This window comes from Prevotella mikamonis (assembly GCF_055381405.1).
The window spans coordinates 1,424,306-1,446,251 of record NZ_AP035785.1; the positions used below are offsets into that span (position 1 = coordinate 1,424,306).

22 protein-coding genes are annotated in these 21,946 nt (G+C 47.8%); 8 read left to right on the forward strand and 14 right to left on the reverse strand.

Going from position 1 to position 21,946, the window contains the following annotated elements; genetic code table 11:
* Positions 1–4: 4 nt before the first annotated feature.
* The 7 genes from ACZ42L_RS06130 to ACZ42L_RS06160 all read right to left on the reverse strand — a co-directional run bounded on the left by ACZ42L_RS06130 (position 5) and on the right by ACZ42L_RS06160 (position 7,370).
* Positions 5–1,714 (reverse strand): hypothetical protein, encoded by a 1,710-nt coding sequence (locus tag ACZ42L_RS06130; RefSeq protein ID WP_464716927.1) that lies wholly within the window; start codon positions 1,712–1,714, stop codon positions 5–7.
* Between the two features lie 58 nt (positions 1,715–1,772).
* Positions 1,773–3,716, reverse strand: a complete 1,944-nt coding sequence (gene dnaG / locus ACZ42L_RS06135) for a DNA primase (protein WP_464716928.1) — start codon at positions 3,714–3,716, stop codon at positions 1,773–1,775.
* Positions 3,717–3,763: 47 nt separating this feature from the next.
* Positions 3,764–4,309 carry an RsmD family RNA methyltransferase gene (locus ACZ42L_RS06140; protein ID WP_464716929.1) on the reverse strand — a complete coding sequence of 182 codons (546 nt, stop codon included), beginning with the start codon at positions 4,307–4,309 and terminating at the stop codon, positions 3,764–3,766.
* 7 nt (positions 4,310–4,316) lie between these two features.
* Positions 4,317–5,135: a DUF3822 family protein gene (locus tag ACZ42L_RS06145; protein ID WP_464701943.1), complete on the reverse strand. Its 819-nt coding sequence runs from the start codon at positions 5,133–5,135 to the stop codon at positions 4,317–4,319.
* Positions 5,116–5,598: a hypothetical protein gene (locus ACZ42L_RS06150; RefSeq protein ID WP_464716930.1), complete on the reverse strand. Its 483-nt coding sequence runs from the start codon at positions 5,596–5,598 to the stop codon at positions 5,116–5,118. The genes ACZ42L_RS06145 and ACZ42L_RS06150 overlap by 20 nt, the downstream gene beginning before the upstream one ends.
* 64 nt (positions 5,599–5,662) lie before the next feature.
* Complete coding sequence (mutY, locus tag ACZ42L_RS06155) at positions 5,663–6,667, reverse strand: A/G-specific adenine glycosylase (RefSeq protein WP_464716931.1); 1,005 nt, start codon at positions 6,665–6,667, stop codon at positions 5,663–5,665.
* Between the two features lie 295 nt (positions 6,668–6,962).
* On the reverse strand, positions 6,963–7,370 hold the full coding sequence (locus tag ACZ42L_RS06160; protein WP_464716932.1) for a DUF4332 domain-containing protein: 408 nt from the start codon (positions 7,368–7,370) through the stop codon (positions 6,963–6,965).
* Between the two features lie 305 nt (positions 7,371–7,675).
* On the opposite strand from ACZ42L_RS06160, the gene ACZ42L_RS06165 reads away from it, so the two are divergent.
* The 5 genes from ACZ42L_RS06165 (at position 7,676) to ACZ42L_RS06185 (ending at position 10,624) form a co-directional block, all read left to right on the forward strand.
* Positions 7,676–8,515, forward strand: a complete 840-nt coding sequence (locus ACZ42L_RS06165; protein WP_464716933.1) for a MotA/TolQ/ExbB proton channel family protein — start codon at positions 7,676–7,678, stop codon at positions 8,513–8,515.
* Positions 8,512–9,033 carry a hypothetical protein gene (locus ACZ42L_RS06170; protein WP_464716934.1) on the forward strand — a complete coding sequence of 174 codons (522 nt, stop codon included), beginning with the start codon at positions 8,512–8,514 and terminating at the stop codon, positions 9,031–9,033. Before ACZ42L_RS06165 ends, ACZ42L_RS06170 begins: the two co-directional genes overlap by 4 nt.
* 2 nt (positions 9,034–9,035) lie before the next feature.
* Complete coding sequence (locus ACZ42L_RS06175; protein ID WP_464701479.1) at positions 9,036–9,569, forward strand: ExbD/TolR family protein; 534 nt, start codon at positions 9,036–9,038, stop codon at positions 9,567–9,569.
* The gene (locus ACZ42L_RS06180) at positions 9,566–10,030 is read left to right on the forward strand and encodes an ExbD/TolR family protein (RefSeq protein WP_464716935.1); all 465 of its coding nucleotides are present in this window, start codon (positions 9,566–9,568) and stop codon (positions 10,028–10,030) included. The genes ACZ42L_RS06175 and ACZ42L_RS06180 overlap by 4 nt, the downstream gene beginning before the upstream one ends.
* Before the next feature lie 93 nt (positions 10,031–10,123).
* Positions 10,124–10,624, forward strand: a complete 501-nt coding sequence (locus tag ACZ42L_RS06185) for an Lrp/AsnC family transcriptional regulator (protein ID WP_464701481.1) — start codon at positions 10,124–10,126, stop codon at positions 10,622–10,624.
* A 3-nt stretch (positions 10,625–10,627) separates the two neighbouring features.
* Here ACZ42L_RS06185 and ACZ42L_RS06190 read toward each other — a convergent pair whose 3' ends face one another.
* Positions 10,628–11,110 carry a dihydrofolate reductase gene (locus ACZ42L_RS06190; protein WP_464716936.1) on the reverse strand — a complete coding sequence of 161 codons (483 nt, stop codon included), beginning with the start codon at positions 11,108–11,110 and terminating at the stop codon, positions 10,628–10,630.
* The gene (locus ACZ42L_RS06195) at positions 11,103–12,497 is read right to left on the reverse strand and encodes a methyltransferase RsmF C-terminal domain-like protein (RefSeq protein ID WP_464716937.1); all 1,395 of its coding nucleotides are present in this window, start codon (positions 12,495–12,497) and stop codon (positions 11,103–11,105) included. The genes ACZ42L_RS06190 and ACZ42L_RS06195 overlap by 8 nt, the downstream gene beginning before the upstream one ends.
* A 123-nt stretch (positions 12,498–12,620) precedes the next feature.
* Between ACZ42L_RS06195 and ACZ42L_RS06200 the strand changes: the two genes are divergently transcribed.
* From ACZ42L_RS06200 to ACZ42L_RS06210, 3 genes are read left to right on the forward strand one after another with little or no spacing between them, the layout of a single operon-like run.
* Positions 12,621–13,265, forward strand: a complete 645-nt coding sequence (locus ACZ42L_RS06200; RefSeq protein WP_464716938.1) for a DUF6249 domain-containing protein — start codon at positions 12,621–12,623, stop codon at positions 13,263–13,265.
* Between the two features lie 5 nt (positions 13,266–13,270).
* On the forward strand, positions 13,271–13,813 hold the full coding sequence (locus tag ACZ42L_RS06205; protein WP_464701485.1) for an RNA polymerase sigma factor: 543 nt from the start codon (positions 13,271–13,273) through the stop codon (positions 13,811–13,813).
* Positions 13,794–14,144: a DUF5056 domain-containing protein gene (locus ACZ42L_RS06210; protein WP_464716939.1), complete on the forward strand. Its 351-nt coding sequence runs from the start codon at positions 13,794–13,796 to the stop codon at positions 14,142–14,144. Before ACZ42L_RS06205 ends, ACZ42L_RS06210 begins: the two co-directional genes overlap by 20 nt.
* On the opposite strand, the gene porE is transcribed toward ACZ42L_RS06210, so the two are convergent.
* The 5 genes from porE to ACZ42L_RS06235 form a co-directional block, all read right to left on the reverse strand.
* Positions 14,141–16,198 carry a PorE family type IX secretion system protein gene (porE, locus tag ACZ42L_RS06215; RefSeq protein WP_464716940.1) on the reverse strand — a complete coding sequence of 686 codons (2,058 nt, stop codon included), beginning with the start codon at positions 16,196–16,198 and terminating at the stop codon, positions 14,141–14,143. The two genes, ACZ42L_RS06210 and porE, sit on opposite strands and share 4 nt — an antisense overlap.
* 36 nt (positions 16,199–16,234) lie before the next feature.
* Complete coding sequence (locus ACZ42L_RS06220) at positions 16,235–18,301, reverse strand: DNA topoisomerase 3 (protein ID WP_464716941.1); 2,067 nt, start codon at positions 18,299–18,301, stop codon at positions 16,235–16,237.
* Positions 18,302–18,374: 73 nt separating this feature from the next.
* Complete coding sequence (locus tag ACZ42L_RS06225) at positions 18,375–19,010, reverse strand: lactate utilization protein (RefSeq protein ID WP_464707065.1); 636 nt, start codon at positions 19,008–19,010, stop codon at positions 18,375–18,377.
* 318 nt (positions 19,011–19,328) lie between these two features.
* Positions 19,329–20,126 carry a Cof-type HAD-IIB family hydrolase gene (locus ACZ42L_RS06230; RefSeq protein ID WP_464716942.1) on the reverse strand — a complete coding sequence of 266 codons (798 nt, stop codon included), beginning with the start codon at positions 20,124–20,126 and terminating at the stop codon, positions 19,329–19,331.
* Positions 20,127–20,140: 14 nt separating this feature from the next.
* Positions 20,141–21,880 carry an SGNH/GDSL hydrolase family protein gene (locus ACZ42L_RS06235; protein WP_464716943.1) on the reverse strand — a complete coding sequence of 580 codons (1,740 nt, stop codon included), beginning with the start codon at positions 21,878–21,880 and terminating at the stop codon, positions 20,141–20,143.
* Positions 21,881–21,946 lie beyond the last annotated feature (66 nt).

Here is a 21,946-nt window from a genome sequence, read left to right on the forward strand (position 1 = left end):
CCATCTATCCTCCTGTCTTCATCTTTTGGATATAGGCCAACTCACTTATGGCAAAGTCGCTATTTTCCGGGTCGTCAAGCATCTTGCGAAGGAGTTTCTCAGCCTCGTCATAACGTTGTTTGTCTATGTAGACATAAGCTTTCCGACGATAAAGGAAACTGATAAAAGAAGTCTCCATCTCGCTACATGTCCCTTCATCCACCTTCCGGGTCTGCACCACATCCTCCAACAAACTGTCTATCACGTGCAATGCCCTGAAGTCCTTGCCGTTGACCAGACAGTTGATATACTCTTCCGTATAGGTAATGCGCTGTTGTGTCAATGTCATCTCCAGATAATAGCATGCCCGTTGATACTGCTTCAATTCGCCATAGCAGAAGCCAATGAGGTAGCAAACCTCAAAAAAGGCCTCACGTGTACCACCTTCCAATGTGTCGAACTGCCGACTCAATACCGTATAGACAGATTCCAGGAAGAACAACGCTTCGCAGAATCGCTTCCTACTGAAAAGTATTCTACCTCGATACGCATTGAGAGCAAGAGCAGGTTCCATACATTTGGCTATCAGTTTCTGTTCTTCCGACAGGTCAGCAGTATCTCCCCGTTTGTTCTTTTCCATAGCCTCCTTCCACATATATCGGAACTCGTCGAGCCGTTTCTTAGGGGCTGACAGGTCGTAGGCAGCCAATACCGATACCACTTGGGGAGTATTACTGTCGCTTCCAGGCTTCACGTCTTCCGCTATAGAGAGCGGTATCAAGGTCACGGTCATACGGAAATAGAGCGACTCATCTGCCTTTTTTTCCGACTGAATATGAATATTGACCGTACGTTCGGTTACGAGTTGGCCCGTCGTTATCAATGTTACAGACAGCAAGGCCTCATCTTGTAAGAAGTCATTGCCACCGATAACAACAGATGCCGGAACAAAGTTTCTTATCTCCTCAGTATCATTGATGGTTCTCGTTTCCCGTTCGCTAAAGACACAAAGAGACATGGGAACAAAGTCAACTAACCCCAATACAGAAGTTAAGAGATGGTCCAATGTGATAGACTGCTCTTCCGTCTGCCGCCATTCGGTTCCTGCCACCTGATGCAGGATTTCTTGTTCCCGAATGAGGAATATCTCCCTGGTAAGTTCTGCATGCTTACGCTCGAAGTCAAGCCCCATAGCTTTGTTGCTTTCTTCAATCATCTTACTGATTCGGCCCACGTAGTTGGTCTGCCATCTGAACATATCTGTCATGGCCCGTGAGAGTATTTCTACCGATGTCTGTTCGTTAATGAGCAGTCCAGCAGTCATGTGCAAGTTCACCGAATGCTCTTTCTCATCGAGCGAATAAACTATCTTGAGCGTTTCGGTATTCAGATTACACTGATTCATCAAAGCCCTTACCAAGTCCAGATACTCCGTCTTGGTGGTATAGAAAAACAAATAAGACAGTTGAATATAGGGCGTTCCCTGCTCTATCTCGATACGGAAATGACCTTTCTGGAAATCGTATTTCACAATTTCCTTGCCTTGCTCCTGCATCCAGGTGAAGTGACAATTCAGCTTCTTCAGTGCATTTGTCACCGTTATTTTGTTATCTCCATCGTGTTTTACAAACAATCCCCTGCCGGCATCGCGCCTTTTACGCCATATCGGATAGAATACAAAAGCTATGATATACAGTATTCCCCAGAAGAAGAGAAGATATAATATGTCTGTCATACGCAATTACAAATATACATTTTATAACACCTGACAGCAAGTTATCAGCGTTAAAATGTTATAAGATGATGTTATTTCCCAGCTGACGGGCCAATGCGTTGCGTATCTCCTGCATGTCTTTATATTCAGCGAGCAACTTCATCATACGCTCGGTGTCATTGCCCACAGTGGCTATCTCGCGCTTCAGATCTTGCAGCCTCTGCTCCACAAAGTCCATACGGAAATCAAGTATCAGATGCAACACCTTCTGCCGAAGACTCTCTTCGTCTTCTTCCACCTTATGACTCTTCGACAATATCACCTTGTCTTCGCTCATATCAGTAGCTATGCGACTGATATTGATGTCATGATGATGCACGAAATAAGGTTCTGCCTTGAATCCTTCTTCCGATTGGTGTTCCACAGCTTCTGCCAACATACGGTTGAACAGGTCGGCATTGAACTTCAACCCATCTTCCGACAAGTTGTAGTCTACAAACTGCGATAGCGATAAATCGTGTACATGCCCTTCTTCATCTTCCACATTATTATAGATAATCCGCTCACCATATCTCACGATTAACTGCATCAACATCTGCTCCACCTTCGTAGTTTGCGGATGATTGACTGAAACAACGGGCGTAGGCGATACCATCTGCACATCGCCTTCTTCCCGTCTACGCTGTCGTTCTACTTCTTTCTTCTGCTCGTCTCGGTCTTCCAGAATAAAACGATTCATCGTGTTGATGAGCGTCACTTCATTGATACCCATGCGTTGTGCACAATCGTGCAGATAGGTATCGCGTAGTATCTGGTTTTGAATCACCGATATACTCTTCACAATAGAGTTGATAGCTTCCGACCGTTTCTGCGGATCGGTTTCGTTTTTCAACAACAAGTCGGTCTTAAACTGGATGAAGTCCGTCTGGTGCTTCACGATATAGTCGTGGAAATCGGTCGCCGTATGCTTCCGGGCAAAGCTGTCGGGATCTTCTCCGCCGGGCAGCAGAAGCACTTTCAGGTTCATGCCCTCGGCCAACAACATGTCCGTACCGCGCAATGCGGCATGAATACCGGCAGCGTCGCCATCATACAATAAGGTGATGTTCGACGTAAAGCGATGCAGCGTATGAATCTGGTGAACACTGAGAGCCGTACCCGAATTGGCCACTACGTTCTCTATACCGCATTGGTGCATGGAAATAACATCGGTGTAGCCCTCCACCATATATACTCTGTCTTCCTTGGCTATAGCTTTCTTGGCCTGATAGATACCATAGAGTTCGTGGTCTTTATGGTAGATATCCGACTCCGGCGAATTGACGTATTTCTGATTCACCCCCTTGGTTCTGGAATCCAGCACACGCCCTCCAAACCCCACAATCTTACCATTCACACCCACCCAGGGGAAGATTACACGACCGGAATAGCGGTCAATAAGTTCGCCCCGATCGTTGCGATAGCAGATACCGGTACTCAACAAGAACTCCTCACGATAACCTTTGGTGCGGGCAGCCGCAGCCAGTGCATGCCGGTCGTTGATGTCGTAGCCCAGTTGAAACTTCTCTATGATGTCGTCTCGGAAACCGCGGCTACGGAAATATTGCATGCCGATAGCCACACCGTCTACATGGTTGTGCAGCACATCGTGGAAATATCCGGCTGCCCATTCGTTCACAATAAACATACTCTCGCGTTGACTTTGCTCCCGCTTTTCTTCATCAGAGAGTTCCCGTTCCTGTATCTCGATATGGAATTTCTTAGCCAACCAGCGCAGTGCTTCAGGGTAGGTCATCTGCTCATGCTCCATGATAAAGCTCACAGAGTTGCCCCCCTTACCGCATCCGAAGCAATGACATGTCCCACGCGACGGCGACACATAGAACGAAGGGGTTTTCTCGTTGTGGAACGGACATAACCCTTTAAAGTTGCTCCCACTCTTACGCAACGTCACAAATTCAGATACTACGTCTACGATATTCGCAGCATCCTTGATTCTTTCTACTGTCTGTCTGTCTATCATGTTTTGGATATACAAATGTAGGAAAACTCATCAATCTACCAAGTTCCTTACTTTTCGCCCTTTCTCCTGAAGATAGAGAAGTTCACACTGCCATAAGCCCGATGGTCGATGAAACAAGGATGGGCAGAGAAATCATTGTGCTTGCCATGTTCGAACACGAATATTCCTCCCTCGGCCAGCAAATCCTGCTGCAACACCAGGTCGGGAATAGTCTCCAAATCGGGCAGACTGTAAGGTGGGTCGGCAAAGATAAAGTCGAATTGCTGATGACATTTCTTCACAAATCGGAACACATCTCCACGCACCAGGATATTCTTATCCGTACCCAATTTCTGAAAACACTGGCGAATAAAATTGACATGGTCGCGGTCGGCCTCCACGCTGACCACCTGACGACAGCCACGCGAGACTAATTCCAACGATATACTGCCCGTTCCGGCAAACAAGTCCAGGGCGAAGGCGTCTTCAAAATCCAGGTATCCCTGCATCACATTAAAGATATTCTCCTTGGCAAAGTCGGTCGTAGGACGCGCTTTGAACGAGCGTGGTATTTCAAAATGACGACCTTTATAGATTCCAGTGATGATTCTCATAGTCTTTTTATCTTCCTTTTAAGAACAATACTGCCATATCGAGCGGTATGCCCTTGATTTTCGTAATGGGTGCGCGGTTGAATTCGGCCGATGCCGTCATCACATGTACCTTCTGCAGATAGCGGCGCAGATTGGACAACAAGTCGTCTTGGTCGGGTATTCCCCCCATCAGCAACAGCTCATCGCTACGCACATCAAACCCCATCTGCTGCCACGCATATAACAGGAAATATGCCGAGTCGCGCGAGTTTCCGGCATCAAAGGAGTTACAGAACTTGAAACGTCCCTGGGCAAAACTGAATACATCGAGACTTCCATCGTGGAAATATCCATAGAGCTTACGCCATGCACCGGTCTGACTGCGACGGTACAAGTAGCTCCACATGGGCTGCACAATGGGCATATAGCGAATGTCGGCAAAGTGGTCGTCGAGCACCAGCTTCAAGTCTTTGTTGATGGAATAGAGTGCCACGGCATTGATGACGGGCAACACACTGTGCAACACGCAGTCGTTGTCGCTATTCATAAAGGTATAGTGATAGAGCGACTCCATTGACTCTTCCCGGAATTCTTCCAAGGGTATCATCAGGACGGGAGTGCCTATCATCACCTGAGCCTTCCTATATCCTTGCTCCAGAATCGCATTTTCGCGGAAAGCCTCACGCAGATTGGCTGCCGTGGATATGCCACTGCGCATGATATAGGGTTCATACACCAATTTGTCTGTAGCCTTCGCATCGACCACAGCTATCGACAGTGAGTGCCTGGTGATGCGCAATGTCACCCGACCGGTGACGTTTGGATGGTTATTCCCAGTTTCCAGCATTGTTGTTATCGGTTGTGATGTCGCCAATCTTCAGTCCGGGATAGCGCCCCGCAGCATTGGCTTCTTCGGTTAAATTGGTTATACTGTTGGCATCAAGCCCTTGCAGATACTGTCCATACGTAGCCCCACACTCCATGAGCGGAATCTGCCGACCGCTCTTACCGAGCGACGTCGAGACCGTCAAATCAAAGCGTTGCCCTCCGGCGAAAGGGATGTAAGAGAGACTGTCGGCCAGCAAGCCGGCATCGGCAAGTTTCCCAAAGCTCCCTGTATATACGCCATACAGACGACGATACTGCATCTCGGCCTTCCTTATTTTCAAGAGTCGCTGCTTCACGACAAGCTCACGCCGCTGCTGTTCGCGCTTGAATCGGATGGGGGTGTTCACGCTTAGGAAGCATAACACGGCCAACACCAGCACGCAACACACCAATATATAGTTGCTCTTGACTTTCGGTTTCATCTTGTATGCAAAGGTAGTGGAAAACAAAGACAAACGGAAATTTATTTCAAATTACTTCCATCCGTCACCCGTCTATCGACTCGAAGAGGATTTCGATGAGCCGAGGCAAGGCATACTGTTCGATGTCCGACTCGTCAATCCATTTATACTCGGCGGGCAGTCGTGGCTGCAAGTCTACTTCCAACAGATAGAAATCGGCATAAAGTACACGATGTGTAAGTACGTGTTTCACCTGTTTGCGCAGTTGTTTGCCCAATGGCAGACCGGCAGCCTGCACCACCTCGGCCGTTGGCGGTTCCCACAAACCTTGCCATATATCGCCCTTGCCACGTCGGCGAATACATGTCTGCCCCTGACAGCGCAGGTAGACATAACTCATCTGCCGCTCTGTCACCTTGACCGTCTTCAGCTTCACGGGCAACGCCTCTACCCTTCCTGTGTGCAAGGCGTCGCACAATTCACCGACAGGACAGAGCAAGCAGCGGGGCGATTGCGGGGTACACTGGATAGCCCCAAAGTCCATAAGGGCCTGATTGTAGGCGGCAGCTTGGCCGGCAGGCAGCAATTCCTGCGCCAATGCGGCAAACACCTTCTTGCCTTCGGTAGAGTTGATGGGGACAGATATGCCGAAATATCGGGACAACACGCGATACACATTGCCATCGACCACAGCCACTGGCAGCCCGAAAGCTATCGACCCGATGGCTGCTGCCGTATAATCTCCAACTCCTTTCAGGCGCTTGATATCCTCCAGGGTATCGGGGAAATGACCTAACGCTACTATCTGTTTGGCAGCCGCATGCAGGTTTCGGGCCCTACTGTAATAGCCCAGTCCCTGCCATAGCCGTAAAACCTCATCTTCATCGGCAGCTGCCAAATCGTCTACAGTGGGAAACCGGTGCATAAACCGCAACCAGTAATCCAACCCTTGTTGAATACGTGTCTGCTGTAAAATCACCTCATTCAGCCAGATAGCATAGGCATCCTGTGTCTCTCGCCAAGGAAGCGAGCGCCCATTCTCCCAATACCATTGTAACATGGCATGGGCAAAAGCGTGTTGTTGTTCCATGCACACAAAAGTATCATTTTCTTTTGAAATGAGCCGATAAGTCTTTGAGTTTATGAGTTTGTAAGTTTATGAGACATTGGGTTGCAGGGGCAAATATAATTCACCCTACAACCTATAAAAGCACACTTATTTTACTGCAAGGCCTCGGCAGCGTTGCTGACAAGCCCAGTCAGCAAAACTGCAAAGGCCCGGCAGCAAAACTGCCGAGCCTTTGCAGCAAACGGAAATAAAAAAAGGGGTGCACCCAGAACGATGTTCACATCTTGACATCTCGGCACACCCCCAAGCTAATACCCTAGTATTCCAGTGTTACAGGCAACTCCTTGGCCTGATTTATCATTTTCTGCAATTCGCCAACCGAGGGTACACGGTTGCACAGATTTTTCTCATTATTGGTTGCTTCCAATTTCGGTTGCAGATTCTCAGCTACCCGATGACGGAACTCTTTTACGGTGTCTACACCTGCGGCTTCGAGCAATTCGGCAAACTGAGGACCTACGCCGTTGATACGGAAGAGGTCGGCATGGTTGGTCCACTTCAATATTAATTTATCTGATATACCCGTCTCCTCGGCCAAAGCCTTGCGTCCTGCCGGTTTCGTACACTTCTCCAGCAACTGCTCCACCGTCTTGATTCCGGCAGCAACAAGTTTCTCGGCATAAACAGCACCTACTCCTTCAATGTCTTCAATTTTATAACTCATATTCTAAATGTTAATGGATTAAACAATCTGTATAATGATAATGATACTAGACTTTTTCGCAAATATAGACTATTTTTCAATATCGTGCAAATCTTTTGTTACTATTTTTTGCGTAAAACAGAAGCTACCGGCATTCAAGAAAGTTTTTAAACATATTTATGACAGCTCGCCTTGTATGTCTATATCAAAATACGTACCTTTGAATCGCGATTCAGAGGGCATCGGAAAACGCATATTGACTCACCGGCAAGGAGACGGCAAAGGTCGGAAACTGCTTCTATCGCGATTGACAAACATTTAGAAAGATGAAAGAACTGATAGCAAAAATATTCATTTGCATTCTGATGGCAGGGGGCTTCGGCAACACTGCAAGTGCCGATACTCGTGCAAAGGTAACAGGAAAGACTGATACGACCGCCTTCGTAACGGACTCGATAGCGAGCGCGACGGACAGCCTAATGGACGAAAGCGAAATCATGACCGACCCGACAATGATAGAGGAAACGTCTCAGGGACTGCACCAGATGCTGAAAACAAAATTCATCGAGGGCAACGCGGGATTCATGTCGCTCGTGGCTTTGGCCCTGGTCATAGGTCTGGCTTTCTGCATCGAGCGCATCATCTATCTGAGCCTGTCGGAAATCAACGCCAAGAAATTTATGGCCGACCTTGATGCCCTCATTGCCGAAGAGAAGATAGAAGAGGCCAAGAAGCTCTGCCGAGACACGCGCGGCCCTGTGGCTTCCATCTGCTATCAGGGCCTGGAGCGTATCGACGAAAGCATAGGGAATGTGGAACGCTCGGTCGCTTCGTATGGCTCGGTACAGGCTGCGAACCTCGAAAAAGGATGCTCCTGGATTACACTGTTCATTGCCATAGCCCCCTCGTTGGGCTTCCTTGGAACGGTTATCGGCATGGTGATGGCTTTCGACCAGATACAAATGGCAGGCGACATCAGTCCCACCATCGTGGCATCGGGCATGAAGGTGGCGCTGATAACGACCATCTTCGGTATCATCGTAGCGCTGATTCTGCAGATATTCTACAACTATATCCTTTCGAAAATAGAACACCTGACGGCTCAGATGGAAGAGTCGGCCATCACACTGCTTGACGCCGTGATGAAATACAAGCTGAAGAAATGAAGTGGAAGTGGAATGATATCAAGACGATGAACACGGAGCGGATTTCGCAGCGTGTACTATACATACTGACAGGATTGACTGTCGTGGTATTCGGATTGTTCTATCTGATAGGATTTGACCGCCCTTACGCCGACGATTCCAACTTCAATGCTCCCCTGTTCACCGATTTACTCATGGTATATGCCACGACATTGCTCATAGGAACGCTGTTGCTGGCCACGCTGGCCATGATAAAAACGGTCAAGATGATGCGTGCGTCGGAAAACAAAGTGGTAAACAATATACCCGTGGGACGTATCCGCCGCTACGGAATGATAGCACTGGGCGTGGTCATTGCGCTGTCGTTACCATTGAGTTCGGGTAATCCACTGACCATCAACGGCCATGTATTCGATGACTATATAGCACTCCGAGTGGCCGACCTGATGATTTACACATCGCTATTCCTACTGGTCGCAGCCATCGGCGCAGTCATCTTCGGCATGACGCGCTACCGTCGGGAGAATCAATTAAAGTAAACATGTTCAGCCATCGCAAACATAAAGTCCCGGAACTGAATACCACATCGACGGCCGACATATCGTTCATGCTGCTGATATTCTTCCTCGTGGCTTCGTCAATGGACGTGAGCAAGGGGATTTCGCGCATACTTCCACCGATGGACAAACAGACCGAGACCATAGAAACCAACGTGGACAGCAAGACGCTGATGGCACTGAAGGTGACGGCAGCCAACCAGCTACTCATAGACGGGAAACCTGCCGACGTGGGTACACTGCGCCAGCGAGTGGAAGACTTCCTCACTACCCGAGAACGGAAGCATCTTATCTCGTTGGATGTTGATCCGGCAGCCAATTACAATATCTATTTCAACATACAGAATGAACTGGTGGCTGCCTACCGTATATGGCGCAACAGGGCAGCTTGGCGCGTGTATAAAAAAAGCTACGAGCAGTGTTCGGCAGAGCAAAAAACACAGATACGCACCCTCTGTCCGCAACGCATCGTAGAAACAGAACACGCTGCCAATGCCGAGAAAGGAGCAGAGCCATGATTTATCGCAGGCACAACCACAGTATTCCGGGACTGAACACGGCCTCACTGCCCGACCTGATATTCACCGTCTTGTTCTTCTTCATGATTGTGACACACATGAGAAAGGTGACCGTGAGAGTGAAATACAGGGTGCCACAGGGAACGGAACTGACCCGACTGACGAAGAAATCGGCCGTCAGCACTATCTACATTGGCCGACCGGTATCGGCCGACGGGTTGACCACAGGGCAGGGCATACGGCTGCAACTGAATGACAAGGTGGTTTCGATGAAGGAAATCGTGGACTATCTTTCGGCTGATAAAGACCGGATGTCGGCCGAAGACCGTGCACTCATGACAGTGTCGCTGCGTGCCGACAGAGATACTCCTATGCGCATCATATCGGACGTTAAGCAGGCATTAAGGCAGGCAGGAATTTCAAAAATCAACTATTCGGCAACAGAAAAAAGCCGTAAATAATTAAAAAGCATAACAATTTAAAACAAAACCGTAATTAATGTTGCAAAATTCACACATTCGTATTAATTTTGCAAGCAAATCAAAATATAATCAATGTCACATCATCATTTGGACTCATTAGACAAGAAAATCCTTCGTCTTGTTGCTGAAGATGCCCGCATACCTTTCTTAGAGGTAGCGCGTGCATGCAACGTCAGTGGAGCAGCTATTCATCAACGTATGCAAAAGCTTGCCAATGTTGGCGTATTGAAGGGCTCACAGTACATCATCGACCCAGAGAAAATAGGGTACGAGACCTGCGCTTACGTAGGCTTATATCTGAAAGACCCGGAGTCGCACGACAAAGTTATCGCCGCATTAAAGAAGATACCCGAAGTAGTGGAATGTCATGCTACCACAGGAGCTATGGACTTGTTTATCAAGCTGTATGCACACAACAATCATCACCTGATGCAGATTATCCACGACAAACTGCAACCTCTGGGCTTGGCACGCAGCGAAACTACGATTTCGTTCAGCGCATCCATAGACCGTCAGTTGCCGATATTGGATTTGCCACACACGGCAGATGACGACGAAGAAGAAGACGAATAAAGATTATTTGCGGATATAATCCAAGAAAGCGAAGGCATAACAACTGTCTTCGCTTTTTTCGTATTGAGAGATAGAAATGAGCTTGAAATCAGCCTCAAACGGAGGGAAAAAGGCATCGGCACATGCAGGAAAGTCGTCGACGACGGTGAGATAGAGTCGCTGGGCCATGCCAATAGTCTGCTCATAAAGCTCTGCCCCACCTATTATATATATGGACTCATCGGTCGCACAATGTTTCAAAGCCTCTTCAAGTGAAGAATAAACCTCGCAATCGGGCAAAGTCAAAGCCAGTCTACTCAGCACGATATTGCGACGTCCCGGCAATGCACCGTGGGGCAACGAGTCATAAGTACGACGCCCCATGAGGATGGTATGCCCTATAGTAAGCTGCCTAAACCGGGCCATATCGGCCTTGATATGGTAGAGCAATTGGTTATTCAGTCCAATGGCCCTGTTTTTTGAGAGACAAGCTATAAGACTAATCATCGTGCAAACAGATAGCATGGGTATTCTCTTCGGGAATGTGACTGCTCTTGATACGCCACTCCTGTGGATAAAGATTGTTGGCACGGTTGCCTATGTTCTTGACAAATCCAAGCGGAAGTTGCTGGTAAGTGAGCAGTACAAAACCTCTGGGAGCTTCGGCTGGCAGCATAATGGCCTCTTTACGGAGATAGGCCAAGGCAGTAAATTCATCAATCTCAATACGTGGAAAAGCATCTTCATGAAGCGCAATGCTTAATGCCAACGACTGGTCGGGGATGATGTCACGCCCCTTTTGTGTACCTATCGCCACGCCGGCATGGATAACTTTTAAAGCTTTGACAGCCATCGCATAGACTCCATACCATACTGTCGGGACGGCACGAATTAGCCCTTTGTTCTCTAAGAAAGTGAAATCGCCCTGCAACCAATGTTCCATTCCCTTGACAGCATCACTCTTCCTTGATGCTTTTTGCGGTTTCCTGCCCGTTTCTTCTGCCTCGCCAGGCTTACGAAGCACGGCCATAAAGAGACCTTCACTGCGTGTTTTACCAGGAATAAAGCGATACACAGGACGCTCATCCAGCAAAGAACCGGTGATATTCCAACCGTCTTCAATCGCTACAGGAAGTATTTCTGCCCCCAACTCGGCGATGATGGTGTTCACATTTTCCTCATCTTCACGACTGTTAAAGGTGCAGGTGGAATAGATGAGCAGTCCTCCTGGTCGCAGGCAGGGCCATATATCGCGGATAATATCAAGCTGCAAGGCCTGGCATTGAGCCACATTCTGCATGCTCCATTCACTGATTGCCCCTTCGTCTTTGCGGAACATTCCCTCGCCGGAACACGGCACATCGGCCAAAACAACATCGAACAAGATGCCGGCCTTGCAATAATCGCGAGGATAGTTATTGGTAACAATGCAGTCGGGGTGGCCAAATTTCTGTATATTCTCAGCCAAGACGTTAGCCCGCACATGTATCGGCTCGTTGCTGAAAAGTACACTCCCAGCAGGCAAAGCAGCTCTGGCGGCCGTCGATTTCCCCCCCGGAGCAGCACAAAGATCAAGCATGATAACCGGATGATGAACATACTGACGCATCACATGGTCCAGAAACATAGAGCCAGCTTCCTGTACATAGTAAGCTCCCGAATGAAGCAACGGGTCGAAAGTAAAGTTGGGGCGTGATTGCAGATACATTCCTTGCTCACACCAAGGCACTCGTCCATCGGCTAACGGAATAGAAACCTTGTGGCCTGCGGTCTTCAATGGATTCAAACGGATGCTCGTCGGAGGAGTTTCTTCAAGCCCCTTTCGGAGTGTCTGAAACAGTTCTTCTCCCATCAAAGCTTGCGTCTGCTGCTCAAAATCATGAGGTAAATTCATTCTCTATGCGTCTTTTCGTGCGAAAATAAATATAATTTCCCGCATTACCAACTTTTTTTATTACTTTGCAACCAAAAGATTTGTTCCGCCGTCTAACTATCAGAAAAAGAATAAAAAAGCAATATGAAAAAGTATCTTATCGCACTTACAATGATGTTAGCAGTGGGTACTGCCACACTTCCGGCCGCTCCCAAACATCGACATCAGCATCAGTCTACAGCCATTACACCCAATGACAGTGTCCAACAAGGCATCGAAGCATACTCGGATACGACTTCTTCGGCCGAAGCTACAACAGATTCGACAGACAGCTACTATTCTGTCGTTCCTTCTCCAGAGGGCGATGATGACAATATCCTCTCTCCCTTTGAGCGCACTTTTACCAAACCTTGGATTATTATTCCTGCTATTTTCCTTATATTCCTAATAGCAATAGCACCCATACTGCTCATTGCATGGGTCATCTATTTCCTCATCAAGCGACATAACGACAAGGTTGCATTGGCAGAAAAATCCATGAGCATGGGGCAACCACTGCCAGACCTCATACGTACAGCATCCAAAACAAACACTGAATATCAGTGGCAACGGGGCATACGCAACTGTTCTATCGGCTTGGGAGTGGTTCTTCTCTTCGCTTTCTTGGGTGCAGAAGAACTGATAGGAATAGGATTTCTGATTCTGTGTATGGGGGCCGGACAAATGATCATGGCCCGTACTCACGCCAGAAAGGACCAAGACAATCATTCTGGAGACCAATCTTTGTAGGACCAGTGAAGGCGTTTGACGACATTTCTCTCGTTACTCAGGTGGCTGTTTTCCACAATCGTAGAGCTTTCGACAAGCTCGTTGTGAAATATCAGTCACCTATACGGCGGTTCTTTCTGAACCAAACGATGGGAGACAGTCAGCTAAGCGACGACCTGGCACAAGATACTTTCTTGAAAGCCTATACACATATTACACAGTTCCAAGGTACAGCCAACTTTTCGACATGGCTCTACCGCATTGCCTACAACACGTTCTACGACTACGTAAGACGCAATAAACCGACAGAAGAATTGGATATTCCAAGTGTCAACAAGCACAACTCTGAGTCGATGAACAATCATTTAAAGATGGATATTTATCAAGCCTTGTCCATTCTTTCGCCTGCCGAGCGGTCCTGCATTACCTTGCAACTGATGGAAGGACAAAGCATTGAGCAGATAGCCAAGATTTCAGGAATGGCCGAAGGCACTGTCAAATCTCACCTATCACGCGGGAAACAGAAACTAACAACTTATCTTAAACAGAATGGATATGATGGAAAATGATGACAGACTACTCATACAGTTTTTCGAAGAAAACCGCGAAGAAATTGAAGACAGAGGTTTTTCGAAACGCATCATGAGACAAATACCGAAGCTTTCGCTTTGGTTCAACCGTATATGGACAGCATTTTGGTCATTGGCCGGAGTTGCTTTCTTCATCCATGCCGATGGATTCAAGTGGTTCAAGACATTCGTCACTAACCTCACCGGCGACCTTTCGGGCAGCTTCGTATCGCTCTATACGTCGACAAGCATATCACCGTTGTATGCCTACATCGGCATTTTGACTCTCATCATTGTGGGTTGCTACAATGCTGTCGCCAGCGAAAATTAGAAATAGAAATCGTCATCCGCGGTCTTTTCCGCGGCTTTCTTCATATTCTTTTCGGCTTCTTTCTTGAGCCTTCCATACTCATCCAACAGGCCGTAAGTGGTTCTCAGCACACGGAATTCCGTGCGCCTATTGAGTTGATTACATATCTCTTGCTGTGCTTTATCTTGCATTTTGATAAAGTCTTCAGTCAGTATATCACCCACTTTCAGCCATGTATATTTCTCTGTATTCTTCTTTTTAATGCTCTTGGGCTGCGATTTCCCATAGCCAACAGCTGTCAATCGGTCTTTAGCAATGCCGTGACCAATGAGATAATCGACCACCGTCTGCGCCCTACGTTGCGACAAATCCTTGTTATACTCAGCACTGCCACGGTAATCACAATGCGCTGCCAACTCTATGGTAACATGGGGATTCTGATTCAACAGCATCACCAGTTCATCCAAAGCCTTTGACGATTCGGGCCGAAGTGTAGCCTTATCCAGATCATAGAAGATATTGTCGATAAGGACGGGAGCCGTAATCGAAGCCAGGGGAAACTGCAACGTGTACTCTCTGGACTCTTCCACAGTACCTGTACTCAGTGATTCCTGATGATTCAGATATCCTTTGCACGTCGCCAACATCACATAGGCTACATTTGGTTTCAATACCTCCGTGAACGAACCATCCCCCTTTAAACTCAGTTTCTTGTTCGTTCCGTCATTTCCTACCAAGTAGACTTGTGCAGCAGGCAGCTCATATCCATCCATTTCATATACCCATCCTCTCAACGTCTGGGTGATTTCCGGGTTCTCAAACGAGTAGATATGATCCCATCCATGTCCGTCATTACGATTAGAAGAGAAATAGCCACGGTTGTGCTTCCCCTCGAACGTCATTCCGAAATCATCACCCTGACTGTTCAGCGGATAGCCCGGATGTTCGAGTACATATCCTTTCTGCCCATCGGGATGAGCGATATAAATATCCAGTCCACCCATGCCCGGATGGCCATCCGACGAAAAATACAAGTCGCCATTGGGTCTGAAAGTAGGAAACTCCTCATTACCCGGTGTATTGACAGGCGCACCCAAATTCTCCACACCACCCAGTCCGTTAGCCGACAGGCGCACACGCCAAATGTCAAGTCCGCCCTTTCCGCCCGGCATATCAGATGCGAAATAGAGCCATTCGCCATCGGGAGAGACGGCTGGATGGGCAAAAGCCGACAGTGTATCCCTACTGATATTCAGGATTTCAGCCTTGCTCCAGTTGGCATCAGAACGGTTCGAAATGACAATCTGCGCATAGCGAGGCGACGATGCACTCGTCGTACACTGTGTAAGATACATTGTCCGCCCGTCAGGAGAGAAGCAACAAGCTCCTTCATCGTACGCAGTATTCAAACTGCCACTCACCACTTCGGGCTTACTCCATTTTCCTTTATCGTCTTTCTGTGAAAAGAATATGTCGCCGGGCTTCGTCCCCGTGATACCACTCAGCTCATTTCCCACAGCATCACTGCGCGTAGATGTGAAATACAGTTGGTTGAAGTCGTCGCCAAAGAGCATGGGAGAATAGTCGTCACGACGCGAATTGAACAGGTCCATACGACGTACCCGATATCTGCTCCCGTCTTTTTTCCATTGCAAGGCATGCTGTGCCGAGTACAGACCATTACGTGCCAACACGTCGTCGGGTAACGAGTCGATTACCATCTGAAACTCCGTGGCTGCCACCTTGTAATCTCCCAGCTTCATCAGTTGGCGCGCTAAGGATAAATGCGTATTCATATTGCCTCTCCCATAGCGCAGCGCATTGCGATAAGCCGATGCTGCCCGCGACGCCTCATTGATTTTATCATAGCACGCCGCCATCTTCAATGCCCGTTCCCCACGATTGCTCCGCTCTTTCGGAGGAGTCTTCTGGTAAGCCGCCCGAAACTCTCTGGCAGCATCATGGTACTCGCCCAAAGCCAAATAGGTTTCCCCTCGGCGCATGTTGCGGTCTACCCCACACGACAGGCACAGGGCAGAGAGGAATAATATATATGGAAAAATCTTTCTTATCATGTTGACGGCCATCAACAACATCAACGCAACAACGGCTTATTTATTGTCAAAGGGCAGGCGGAAAGTACATCCGCTCTTCCAGTTACTACATCCATAAGCCGTCTTCCCTTTCATAATTTGCCCCTTTCCACACACAGGACAAACCTGTCCGATGATGCTGTCATCGGCCTTCATCTTGGCTTGTTGCACAGCAGGTTCTTTCTTCAAAGCACGCTTCACCCTAGGTTTGGCTTCACCTTTCTTGCCAGCCGAGGCTTTCTTGGCAGGTTTTTCGTCTACCGTCACGGTTACTCGCCTCATGCTGTTATCGCACAACACATTGTAGACAATAGCCGATATCTGTTCTTTCAATTCGCTGATAAACTGAGCAGCATCGTATTTCTGATGCTCAATATCGCGCAACTTCTTCTCCCAGATACCCGTCAATTCACAGCTCTTCAGCAACTCTTCATGAATCGTATCAATCAGCTCAATACCCGTAGGCGTTGCCAACAAGCGTTTGCGCTCCCTCCTTATGTAGTGGCGCTTGAACAGGGTTTCGATGATTCCAGCTCGCGATGAAGGACGCCCGATACCATTCTCTTTCAGCGCAGCACGCAATTCCTCATCTTCCACAAATTTCCCAGCAGTCTCCATCGCTCTCAACAGCGACGCCTCATTATAATATGGTGGAGGCGTAGTCGACTTTTCCGTCAGCGTGGGTGTATGCGTTCCGCTCTCGCCTTTCACAAATGTAGGCAGCGTACGTTCCTCGTCAGCCTTCTTACTCTCGTCGTCGTCCACCGTCTGTACATCCTTTGCATATACCGCACGCCATCCCGGTGAGAGGATTTCCTTACCCGTCGTCTTGAATTCTATGTCGTCTACCTTACCCAATACCGTCGTCGTAGAAAACTTGCAGTCTGGATAAAACACACTGATAAAGCGTTTCGCTATAAGATCATATACATTTTGTTCCAACTGGGTAAGCCCCGTCGGCACTACCCCGGTCGGAATGATAGCGTGATGGTCGGTCACCTTCGATGTATCAAACACCTTCTTCGACTTCAACAGTTTCTGTCCTCCGATAGGTTTTATCAGCGGTGCATAGACAGGTTGGGAGTCTATCTTTGTCTGATAAAGCCCATTCAGGATACTCGGACACTTTGGATAGATGTCGTCGCTTAAATATTGAGTATCTACACGCGGATAAGTAGTGTATTTCTTCTCATACAGACTCTGGATGAGATTGAGTGTCATCTCGGCCGAATAACTGAACTTACGATTACACTCTACTTGCAAAGAAGTCAGGTCAAACAAATGGGGTGGAGCTTCCGAACCTTTCTTTTTTGTAACATCAGTAATTGCGAACAACTTCCCATCTATAACAGAAAAAGCCCGTTCGCCCTCTTCTTTAGAGGTAAACTTACCTTTGGTAGCAGTAAATTGTGTATCTCTATAAATCGTAGCCAGAACCCAATAAGGCTCTGGCTTGAAGTTATCTATTTCCTTCTGGCGGTTCACAATCAGTGCCAAAGTCGGCGTCTGCACCCTCCCAATGCTCAACACCTGACGATTCTGCCCATACTTCAGCGTATATAGTCGGGTTGCATTCATGCCCAACAACCAGTCTCCTATAGCGCGCGAAAGCCCTGCCAGATAGAGTGGTTGATAGAGTTGCTGGTCTTTCAAATCGGCAAATCCCTGCCTGATAGCCTCGTCGGTCATCGAGGAAATCCACAATCGCTTCACCGGACACTTCACTCCGGCTTTCTGCATCACCCATCTTTGTATCAATTCTCCCTCTTGTCCGGCGTCGCCGCAGTTGATAATCTCGTCTGCCTGTCGGTAAAGTTGCTCCACAACCTTAAATTGTTTGCGAATGCCATCATCTTCTATAACTTTTATGCCAAATCGCTCTGGTATCATGGGGAGTGCAGCCAAACTCCAATGTTTCCAATTTTCATGGTAGTCATTGGGCTGTTTCAGCTCACACAAGTGGCCGAAAGTCCACGTTACCTGATAGCCATTCCCCTCCATGTAGCCATCTTTAGAAGAGTTGGCGCCAAGGATTCGGGCAATGTCTCTAGCCACACTGGGTTTCTCTGCTATACAAACAATCATGCTTTTTCGTTATGGAATTGTCAGGCAAAGATACAAAGAAAATCCGAAAAGACCGATGGTCTCCACCCATGTTTCAATAACCGACAGGTTCGGGAGTCAGCAATACGATGTGTCGGTGGGCCGGATGCGACATGCGCTGAATCGTAATATAATTACAGATGGAATCGGGCGATTTGCAATCGTGGCACATGCCATCAGTCTGGCAAGGCGTCTTGAAATCGAAACGGGCCATATTGATGGGTGCAGCCGTAGACCTGGCTCGCTTTATCGCAGCGTCTACATCTTGACAAACCTTATTCAGACTCACCACCAGAATAACGCGGTCTGGTCCCCATGTGATAGCTGCCACGCGGTTGCCATTGCCGTCTACATTGATTATCACGCCGTCTTCGCTCATGGCATTGACACTGGCCAGATAGAAATCACACTCAAAAGCCTTGCGATATATGTGCATCTTATCTTCCAAAGTAGTCACGTCGTCTCGGTCGTACACTTCGTAATGCCCACTTTTAAGCATCGACGTGATACCCGTATCGCGAATAGACATTGAGCCACCCCATGATATAGAACTGCCTTCGGGAATGAGTCGGCGCACCTGTTGCAACAGGCTTTCGCGATCGGCACAATAATATGCGTCGTAATGACGACGTTGCAGATTTTTGATTAGCTTGTCGGCTAACCGCTGGTTTCTTAATTCTTGAGCTGTCATGTTTTTGTATTTGATATTGGCAACAAAGTTAATCATTTGGTGGGAAAGTCGCAGTCTATTCATCGGCAAAATAAATGGGCGAGTCAACGAATTTACGAATAGACATATCATCAACCCTACCAGCCCATCTAACTCAATAAACTTACAAATTCAACAACTCAAACCCAAATTACTGCAAGGGCTTGGCAGCATCGCTGCAAGCACCAAACAGAAAAACTGCGGAGACTCGGCAGCAATGCTGCTAAGCCCCCGCAGTAAATCAATGGAAAAACAGTACGGTAGACAAGGTGACTATCTGCGGATGTAAAAGCAAACAGACTAAACCAATCCTAAGTGTATAAGAGCCTTTGCAAAGCCATCGTCGTCGACATGAGCTGTAACATATTGGGCCTCGGCCTTCACATAATCGGCTGCATTACCCATAGCTACACCGATGCCGGCACGCCGTAGTATCGGAATATCATTGCCACCATCGCCTAGCGCCACAGTATGCGCTATATCGAAACCTTCGCTCTCTGCCATGCGCTCCAGACCGTACCCCTTGTCTATATGGCCTGCCGTGATGTCGATAAATTCTGGATGCCAACGCCCAGCCTCACAACTCTTGAGCTTCGGAATCAGTCCAGCTTCTTGCTCTACACTGACAAACGGCGTCATCTGTAAGATGGGTTCGCCTTTGATATCATCCATCGTAAGATTGAAATCCAAAGTATCGACCTTCAAATCATCACAGAAAATGCGCTTCACGGCCGGCTTGTTGTTATAGACAACCAGTGCCCGCTGGCTAACCATGATGACTGCATAGTCGTGTCGGTCGGCATCGGCGAGCTGCGTGCGCACATCCTCTTCGGCTATCGCATCGAGATTCACAAGCTTGTCGGCCACGAAACAATGGGCACCATTGGTGGTGATATAGCCGTCTATCAAATGGCTGATAGCACGTAGATTGGTAATGATGGGCACAGGGCGACCGGTAGATATATAGAACCGATGGCCATTGTTACGGGCCGACTCAATGGCATCTATCGCCGAACGGGGTATCTCGTGAGTAGTAAAACTCACGAGTGTGCCATCTATATCGGAGAAGATGGCATATTGATCTGTCGTTTTATTCAATGTGGATAACTATCTTATTTCAAATAATTCTGATAGACACGTGCAATACGTTCATAGCCCTGGGCATTGGGATGAAGTCCGTCTACGAACAGAGATTCGTCTACACGCCCATCGGGCGTAGTGAGTTGCTTGGTCACATCGACCACATCGACATCCGTGTAACGGGCCAATCGGTCCTGTAGCAAGGTGTTAAGATGTTGCAAACGCTGCTCCTGACCACGGCGCGGATATATTTTTACGACATGAATACAAGCCTGTGGCTGCAACTTCTGAATCAGTTTGACCAATCCTTCTATACCGTCTACAATCTCTTCGTCGGTGTTGCTACCTACATTGTTCGTGCCAGCCATCATGAAGATATGGCGCGGCGAGATGCCATCCAACTCACCATGATAGAGTCGCCAGAAAATATTTTCGATACGATCCCAGCCATACCCCATATTCGTCACCTTACGTTTGCCGAACAACTTCTTCCAGGCCTTATCACCACGATGTATCGGAGCGGCCGGTTCTCCAGCCCAATAATGCGTAATGGAGTTGCCTATCATCACTACATCAGGATTTACTTGGCGGTTGCGCTGCATGATTTCATGATGACGCAGAGACCAGTTGTAGAAAGCCTGGTCGCGAGTCTGGCGCACAGGCATAAACTTCTTCATCGGATGGAAATCCAGTATCTCAGCAATTTTCTTCATGTATGCCTCTGCATAAGAGCGCATACCGATGTCTGTGGCATGTACTCCATCAATCTGGGAATCAAGGTCTGAATTGACACCCAGCTCATCCTTGGTCAGATAATACAGCCCCTTCACACCCTCGCGCTGCAACTGCTGGTAGGCAGCCTTCAGACGGCTGTTCAGCAGGTCTACCTTCGTCTTTTCCGAATTTACTGTCAGATAGTTGTTGTAGCCGCAATGCTCGACGAGCAGGATGGGCGCATCTGATTTGCTACGAAGTATATTCACCCCCTCGCGCAAAAGACTTGCAATCGAGTCCTTGACCGACATATTGGGCATACAATCGACGATAAAGAGGCGGGCATTGATTTCCGAAAGCGCATTGAACATCGCTTTCTCCAGACGGCCATTGCCCGAATGGCCAAGATTATAGACCGGAGCATCAAGTTTACGTTGCAATATATTCGTCCAAGCCATACCCGGACGCGAAGCCGATGCACCCTGTGCGATGGATGTTCCATACACGACAATGGGGCGTTCGAGCGATGCGGGCATAAATTCGAACTTACTATTCTGCGGCACACCAATCTGCAATGAGTCGACAGTGTTGTAAAGCGGGAGATACAGACGGTACTCTCGCCATTGTTTGCCAGGATAGGTAAGTCTGCCATAATGAAAGTTTACCACCCCAGTAGAAAATGTATAATTACCAGAACAGGGAAGAGGATTACCATCAACATCGAAAGCATAAAGATCAACACCACTCTTAGCCATAGGCACTACATTTGGTAAATATAACGGCCCAAACACTTTATAATGAATATTGATTTCAGGAGCGTCGGTGATGAATTCTATGTAGAGTCCAGCACTGTTTTGTGACAAATCCCACAATGGTTTGCGCAACGAAGGTTTGAAACGATTAGGTATGCGCTGATAACTTTTGCCGATTTCAGCATTCCATGCACGCCCTCTAACTAAGAGAGTGTCACCGCTAACAGGTGAATACCATTTGGTCTGAGCAATTCCCGACAAAGCAAAGAGAATCAAACAGACGATTAAAATAAAGAATCTTTTCATGAGTAATATTTATTTTCAACACCACAAAGATACGGCTTTTCCAGTTGATACACAAATGGATGAGTT